The organism is Empedobacter sp. UBA5528, assembly GCF_002426075.1.
GTDB classification, from domain to species: Bacteria; Bacteroidota; Bacteroidia; order Flavobacteriales; family Weeksellaceae; genus Empedobacter; species Empedobacter falsenii_B.
Window position 1 is genome coordinate 66,527 of the sequence record NZ_DINY01000003.1, and the last position, 7,023, is coordinate 73,549.

Annotated in this window: 4 protein-coding genes; 3 read left to right on the forward strand and 1 reads right to left on the reverse strand. The window is 27.4% G+C overall.

The window, feature by feature from the left end; genetic code table 11:
* Positions 1–58 precede the first annotated feature (58 nt).
* The 3 genes from B4L98_RS00590 to B4L98_RS00600 all read left to right on the forward strand — a co-directional run bounded on the left by B4L98_RS00590 (position 59) and on the right by B4L98_RS00600 (position 5,867).
* Positions 59–1,834 (forward strand): DUF262 domain-containing protein, encoded by a 1,776-nt coding sequence (locus B4L98_RS00590; RefSeq protein ID WP_291077292.1) that lies wholly within the window; start codon positions 59–61, stop codon positions 1,832–1,834.
* 5 nt (positions 1,835–1,839) lie between these two features.
* Entirely contained in the window at positions 1,840–4,080 is a 2,241-nt protein-coding gene (locus tag B4L98_RS00595; protein ID WP_114999424.1) for a DUF262 domain-containing protein, read from the forward strand.
* Positions 4,081–4,196: 116 nt separating this feature from the next.
* Positions 4,197–5,867: an ATP-binding protein gene (locus tag B4L98_RS00600; protein ID WP_114999425.1), complete on the forward strand. Its 1,671-nt coding sequence runs from the start codon at positions 4,197–4,199 to the stop codon at positions 5,865–5,867.
* Positions 5,868–5,879: 12 nt separating this feature from the next.
* Here the strand turns inward: B4L98_RS00600 and B4L98_RS00605 are convergent.
* Positions 5,880–7,023 (reverse strand): Fic family protein (locus tag B4L98_RS00605; protein WP_349679427.1); only part of this gene is annotated, 1,144 nt, incomplete at its 5' end.

Below are 7,023 nucleotides of genomic sequence, written 5' to 3' on the forward strand. Positions count from 1 at the left end.
CTAAAGCTTGTGCTGAATTGTTTTTGATACATTTACAAAACATAAGTAAAATTTAAAAATGAACAATAAAATATCAATAAAAACTATAAGTGAATTACTACAATATAACTTCTTTATTCCTTCTTATCAGAGAGGTTATCGCTGGACTGAACAACAAGTAACTGATTTGTTGAATGACATAAATGAATTCACAACAGATTCTGATGAAAAAAATTGGTATTGTTTACAACCAATTGTAGTAAAACAAAAAAAGGATGAGAACAAGTGGTACGTAATTGACGGACAACAATGGTTAACTACAATTTATCTAATCTTGTATTATTTGAATCAAAAATATACAGAAGAAAAAAGAGTTAAATTGTTTGATTTAGAATATGAAACTCGAAAAGATTCGGCGGATTATTTAAAAAATAAGTTAGGTAAGATAAAAGAAGATACTTCAAATATTGACTATTTTTATATATCAACTGCTTATCAAACTATTTGTGATTGGTTCAAAAAAAAGGAAGAGAAACTTGATGTGATTACGTTTAGTTCTAAATTCAATTCTTCTACAAAAGTTATTTGGTACGAAACTTCACAAAATGAAGATTCTATTGATATTTTCACAAGAATAAACAGTGGGAAAATACCTTTAACGAATGCAGAATTAATAAAAGCATTGTTTTTAAATAGCTCTAACTTCTCCAATACAGACACAGAGAAACTGCGTTTGAAACAATTAGAAATAGCTTCAGAATGGGACAGAATTGAATTTGCTCTACAGGACGATTCTTTTTGGTATTTCATCAACAAAAATGAAAACAATCTTCCAACGAGGATTGAGTTTATTTTCAAATTAATGTATGAAGTAGCACAAGCAGAGGATAAAGAAGTGGAGGAAAGAAAACACTTGGGAATAAAAACTAAAGAACAAATTGATAAGAGAAAAATTGAACATCAAACAATTGTTGAACAATTCGGAAATGATGAGTATGCTACTTTCAGATTTTTTAATGATAAATTCAAAAATAATTCTGAAGTAAATAATAACTGGAAAGACATAAAAAAGTATTTTCAAACGCTTGAAGAATGGTACAACGATAGAGAATTGTATCATAAAATCGGTTATCTGATTACAGTTGGAATAAATATAAAAACTATTCTTGGTAATAAAGAAAACAAGACCAAAATTGATTTTGGGAAGTGGTTAGATCAAGAAATCAAAAAAATAGCAAGCAAAAAGCAAGTTGATAAATTAGAATATGAAAAAGATAATGCTCAGTTAATCAATGTATTGCTTTTGCACAACATCATTACAACAATAAATAGCGATGATACTTCTCTACGTTTTCCATTTAATAAATACAAAGACAAGAAAAATGGTGGTTGGAGTTTAGAGCATATTCACGCACAAAATTCTGATAATATTACAGAAATCGATGATTTTGAAGAATGGTTGAAAGTAATAGATACCGATATGATTACGGAAGAAATAAAAACAGAAATCAATAATTTCAATAATGACAAACAAAAGGAAAAAGTTTCTTCACTTGTCGAGAAATTAAGTAATCTATTTGGCGAACTTGATATTCATTCTATTGAAAATATGGCATTACTTTCCAAAAATGACAACTCAAAACTTAATAATGGATTGTTTCCTGTAAAAAGAAAAAGAATAATTGATCTTGAAAAGAATGGAGCATTTATCCCTATTACTACCAAAAAAGTATTCCAGAAATATTTTGATGACTGTACAAAACAATTTAGTAAATGGGAAGAAAAAGACAGAAATGCTTATTTGAATGACATTAAAGAAACTTTGAAAAACTATTTATCTCAAACAGAATTATAAAGACAATGAACAATAATTTAATATCAAATAACATAACTTTTTTACAACTACTATCATCTGAAAGCAAAGTATGTAATTGCTGTGGAAATTTAGAATGGAATCCTCTTAATAAAATAGAAATACCAATCATACAACGAGATTATGCACAAGGTAGAACTGGTAAAGAAGAAGTTAGAAATAATTTCTTAGAAACGCTTAAAAATACTCTTATACAAAACACTAAATTAGAATTAGATTTTGTTTACGGCAGTATAAAAGATAAGGTTTTTCAACCACTCGATGGTCAACAACGTTTAACAACTTTGTTTTTGTTGCATTGGTTTATTGCTATAAAAGAGAATAAGTTAAATGATGAATTGAAAAAACTCTTAACAAAATTCACCTACGAAACACGTACCAGCTCACGTGAGTTTTGCGAAGAATTAATCAATAAAGGGATTGATTACAATCAAAAAGATAATATTTCTGAACAAATCATCGATAACTCTTGGTTTTTTCTTTCATGGAAAAGAGATCCAACAATAAAATCTATGCTAACAATGTTGGATTCGATTGAACAGAAATTTAGAGATACAACGGAAGTTTGGGGTAAACTAAACAATATTAGTTTTTATTTCATAGAATTACAGGATTTCGGACTTTCCGATGACTTGTATATAAAAATGAATGCAAGAGGTAAACCTCTAACTGATTTTGAAAACTTCAAAGCAAAGTTTGAACAGCATATTACGAAAAATCATTGGGAAAAAGATATTACTAATCCACAAGAAACGTTTACTCATAAAATAGATACTAATTGGACAGATTTATTTTGGCAGTATAAAGATGAAAACAATAAAATAGATGATAATTTTCTGAAATTCTTTTCAACAATTGCGATTCTTAATTATGCTCAAAATAAAGAAATTTTTGAAAATTTAGAAGAAGAAATTGAAATTAAAAAAATACTTAAAAAAAAGAATAAAAGCAAAAATGTTACTGAAGATGCTGTAAAGAAAGAACGTATTGAAATAAGAATCACTGAGTTAGCGAATAATTATAAAGCTATCACACCAAAAGATTTTCCTACTGCTATTTCTTTTGATTTTCTTAAGAAATGTTTAGAATATTATTCAAAGGATGACAATGATAAAATCTCTTTAGAACTAAATCTGTGGGATATAACAAAATCAGGAAATTTGTTTGTAAATTCAATAAAAATAAATGAAAATACGACTTATAAAACCCGAGTACTATTTTATGCTCAAACATTATTCTTCCTAAATAAAAGTTCTGATTTAATCTCGTTCAACAATTGGATGCGTGTTGTAAGGAATATTGTAGAAAACTCAACGATAGATAGTGCTGCTATGTTCATTTCAGCAATAGATTTAATTAACGAGCTTTCTGACGGATGTTTTGATATTTACGGATATCTTTCTCAAAATAATATCAAATCAGGATATTCAAAAGTACAAGTGGAACATGAGGTAATTAAAGCAAAATTAATAAGTGGAATTGAAGGTGATAGATGGAAGAAACTTATTTTTGAGAATGAAGATCATCAAATGTACAAGGGTGTAATTCGATTTTTATTAGATAATAATGAAAACTTAGAGATATTTGAAAAATGGAGTAATAGAGCTAATTATTTTTTTGCTAATGATGGAATTATAGAAAAATATAAAAAGGATGCATTATTGCTTAGAGCATTAGTTAGTCAATTTAAAGATTGGAATCAATTTAATGCATTGGATTACGATTGTGAAAAAGGAACTTGGAGTAATATTTTAAGAAACGAAAAACTCATTCCAAAATTTCAAAAATTATTAGAAACGAATGATGAGGCAGATTTAAGAAAAATGCTTCTAATAGATTCTACTATTGAGGACGAAAAACTTAGACTTGTACATGAAGATTTATATAAAACTAAAATATTAATGGCAATAGAAAAAAGAACTAGATTAGCCAAAAATTATAATAATTATGTACTTTATCCTTACAATGCAAAAGTTGACTGGAAAAAATATATTGTAGGTTCTGAAAGGAACAAAATATTGTCAGATAAGATTAATGAAGAAATAATTACCTTTAAAAATGAAAATCAACAATTAAAATCTAATGGAGAATTAATTCCATTTTTCTGGGGATTAGATATTCCTTTTATATATAATAAAGTGGAATACATTTGGGACCGTAATAATAAAATAATTAAAGTTTCTACTAAGGAAGAATTTGTTGTAGAAGAATTTTGTTGGGAAAAATAAAAAATCAAATAATTAATAGGACTCATCCAAAAGATGAGTCTTTTTTTATTTTATAACTTTTTAATGGACATGTATTGTCTTTATCTAAAAATACATTTGTTACAAATAAGTAAATAATGGAAACTCTTAACAAAAAACAAATCTTAGAAAATATTGGTCTTTTATATGAAAAAGCTGAAAATTGTAAATTAGAAAACTCATTTTTTGAAAGTGCAAAAGATGAAATAAATTTACTACAACGTTATTTTAAATTATCTGAAAGTCAAATATTATTCATAGCTGTTATTATTGCTTTAAATTATAAAGGGAGAACTGTTGATTTGAATGATTTAATTCAATATTTTGATTGTAATCCAATGAGAATTCTTGAATTTTCAGACGATTTAGATTTTTTGCAAAAGCAGAAATTTATTAAAAAACAGAAGTCTAGACACCGAATAAAACTTCAAGGAATTTATGATGAGTTTACAATCAATGAAGAAATTACTAATGCCATTCTTAATAATAAACCTTTTCCTAAAATTCTGGATGAGAAAAAAAATGATGTCATAGATTGTTTGGAAGAAATATACAATTTGGGAAATCGTAGAGATGAAGACGAAATTTCTACTTCTGAGTTATTTAGATATACAAGACAAATAATTAATCTTCATGTCAATTTTCCATTAATTAAAAAAGTGAAACAATTTAATTTTACTATCGATGAAAATTATCTTTTCCTGTATTTGATTTGGAAAACAATTACGGGTAAAGAATCGACAGATATTGGTAGAGCATTAGAAGGAATCTATGAAAATGCTGGTAAGCGAATTGATGTAATGCAAAATTTAATAAATGCTAATCATGTATTATTAGAAAACAATTTAATTGAAATTGTGGAAGCGAAGTTTTTTAACGATACTGAAATGAAATTATCGAGTAAATCGTATCAACTTCTATTTGATTGTGGAATTAAATTAATGCACAATAAAGTAAAAAAAGATAATGTTATTGAACCATTAGAAATTGTTGCACGTGAATTGATTTTTGATCAAGATGAGATGAAGCAACTTAGTTTTTTAGAAAATTTATTAGAAGAAAGCAAGTTTAAAGAAACACAAAATAGGTTAAAGGAAAAAGGTTTACCAAAAGGAATTTCAATATTATTACATGGATTTCCTGGTACAGGTAAAACAGAAGTAGTTAAACAATTAGCAAAATCAACAAATCGCTCAATCATGAAAGTTGATATCAGTCAATCAAAATCAATGTGGTTTGGAGAAAGTGAAAAAGTCATTAAACGTGTTTTTACATCATATAAATCGTTTTTAAATGAATGTAATCACACACCTATTTTGTTATTTAACGAAGCTGATGCGATATTTTCTACAAGAAAAGAAATTAATAGCTCTAATGTTGCGCAAACGGAAAATACAATTCAGAATATTCTTTTGGAAGAACTGGAGAATTTTGACGGAATTTTGATGGCCACTACAAATTTGGCAACGAATTTAGATACCGCATTTGAGAGAAGGTTTTTGTATAAAATATTTTTTGATCAACCAAAAGAATCAATTAAAGCTAAAATTTGGAAATCAAAATTTCCTTATTTAACGAAAGATTCCTGCAAAAAATTAGCTGCAACATTTAATTTCTCTGGAGGGCAAATTGAGAATATTTACCGTAAAAGTGAGATTAACGAAGTGCTTTATGATAAGAAATGTAATATTAACGAAATACAACAATTTTGTAATGACGAATTAATAAATTCTGAAAGTCCTAAAATTGGTTTTGGGAAAAGTAGTTAAAAGCTTTGTTAACTACATATTCAACTCATATCTAACAGAACGTCCTGCACCTTCAGTAATCAATACTTTTTTTTCAACTAAATCTTGTAAATCACGTGTAGCCGTAGCTTTTGATGTTTTTGTTATCGAAATATATTTCTTTGCTGACATTCCGCCTTCAAATCCTTCTGCTCCTTGATCCAACATTTTGATAACGACTTTTAGCTGACGTTCGTTTAAAAGAGGTTTTGTTTGATCTAAAAACTTCGTTTTATTTAAAATAAAATTGGTTATTTTCTTTGCTTGGATTTGTGCATCAAGAATAGTTGTAGAAAAATACAAAATCCAATCTGTAATTTCTAATGTTTGCTGAGCATCTTTCAATGCTTCGTAATAATTCTTTTTATCCTTTTCAATCGTACTTGATAAACTCATGATTAACGGACGATTAAAACTTTCTGCTAAACATTTTTCTGCAATAGCACGTCCAATTCGTCCATTTCCATCTTCAAACGGATGGATTGATTCAAAATATAAATGTGCAATAGATGCTTTAATTAATGCATTTTTAATATCGATTGGTTCAACTTTGATTTCATTATACCAATTGACAAATTTTTGCATTTCTGTTGAAACTAATTCTGAAGGAGGAGCTTGATAATGTATTTTTTCACGTCCATATGCTCCCGAAACAATAACCATTGGCTCTTCACCGATTCTATAATTTCCTGCATTAATAGAAGTAGAATTTTCGAATAAGATTTTATGCCATTCTTTTACTAAATCTTCTGTTAGTTCAGTTTTAAAGTTATTACGAACATCGACCATTAATTCACCTATTCCACGTGCATTTTTATCTTTTATATGGCTAATAGAAGAATGAATCCCAATTTTATTTTTAATGGATGACATTACATCTTGACGGCTATAAAATTCGCCTTCAATCTCAGAAGTTTTAATTGCTTCATCAATCATAAATTGAATAATCGTTTCTTGCTTGATATCTTCGGGCAGGGTATCAATCATTCCTTTTAATTCGCCTGTTTTTAAAGCAAATTTTATAACTATTTGGTCAATTACAGATGAGTCATATTCAAAATTTGCCCAATTTTTATATTGCCAATTGTATTTCATGAGCCGATTATTTAATCTAATTGGCTCAAATATAATAAAAATA

Bases quoted from the DNA above. Each gene is read 5' to 3' on its own strand.
- B4L98_RS00590 (WP_291077292.1), top strand. From the start codon at position 59: ATGAACAATAAAATATCAATAAAAACTATAAGTGAATTACTACAATAT.
- B4L98_RS00595 (WP_114999424.1), top strand. From the start codon at position 1,840: ATGAACAATAATTTAATATCAAATAACATAACTTTTTTACAACTACTA.
- B4L98_RS00600 (WP_114999425.1), top strand. From the start codon at position 4,197: ATGGAAACTCTTAACAAAAAACAAATCTTAGAAAATATTGGTCTTTTA.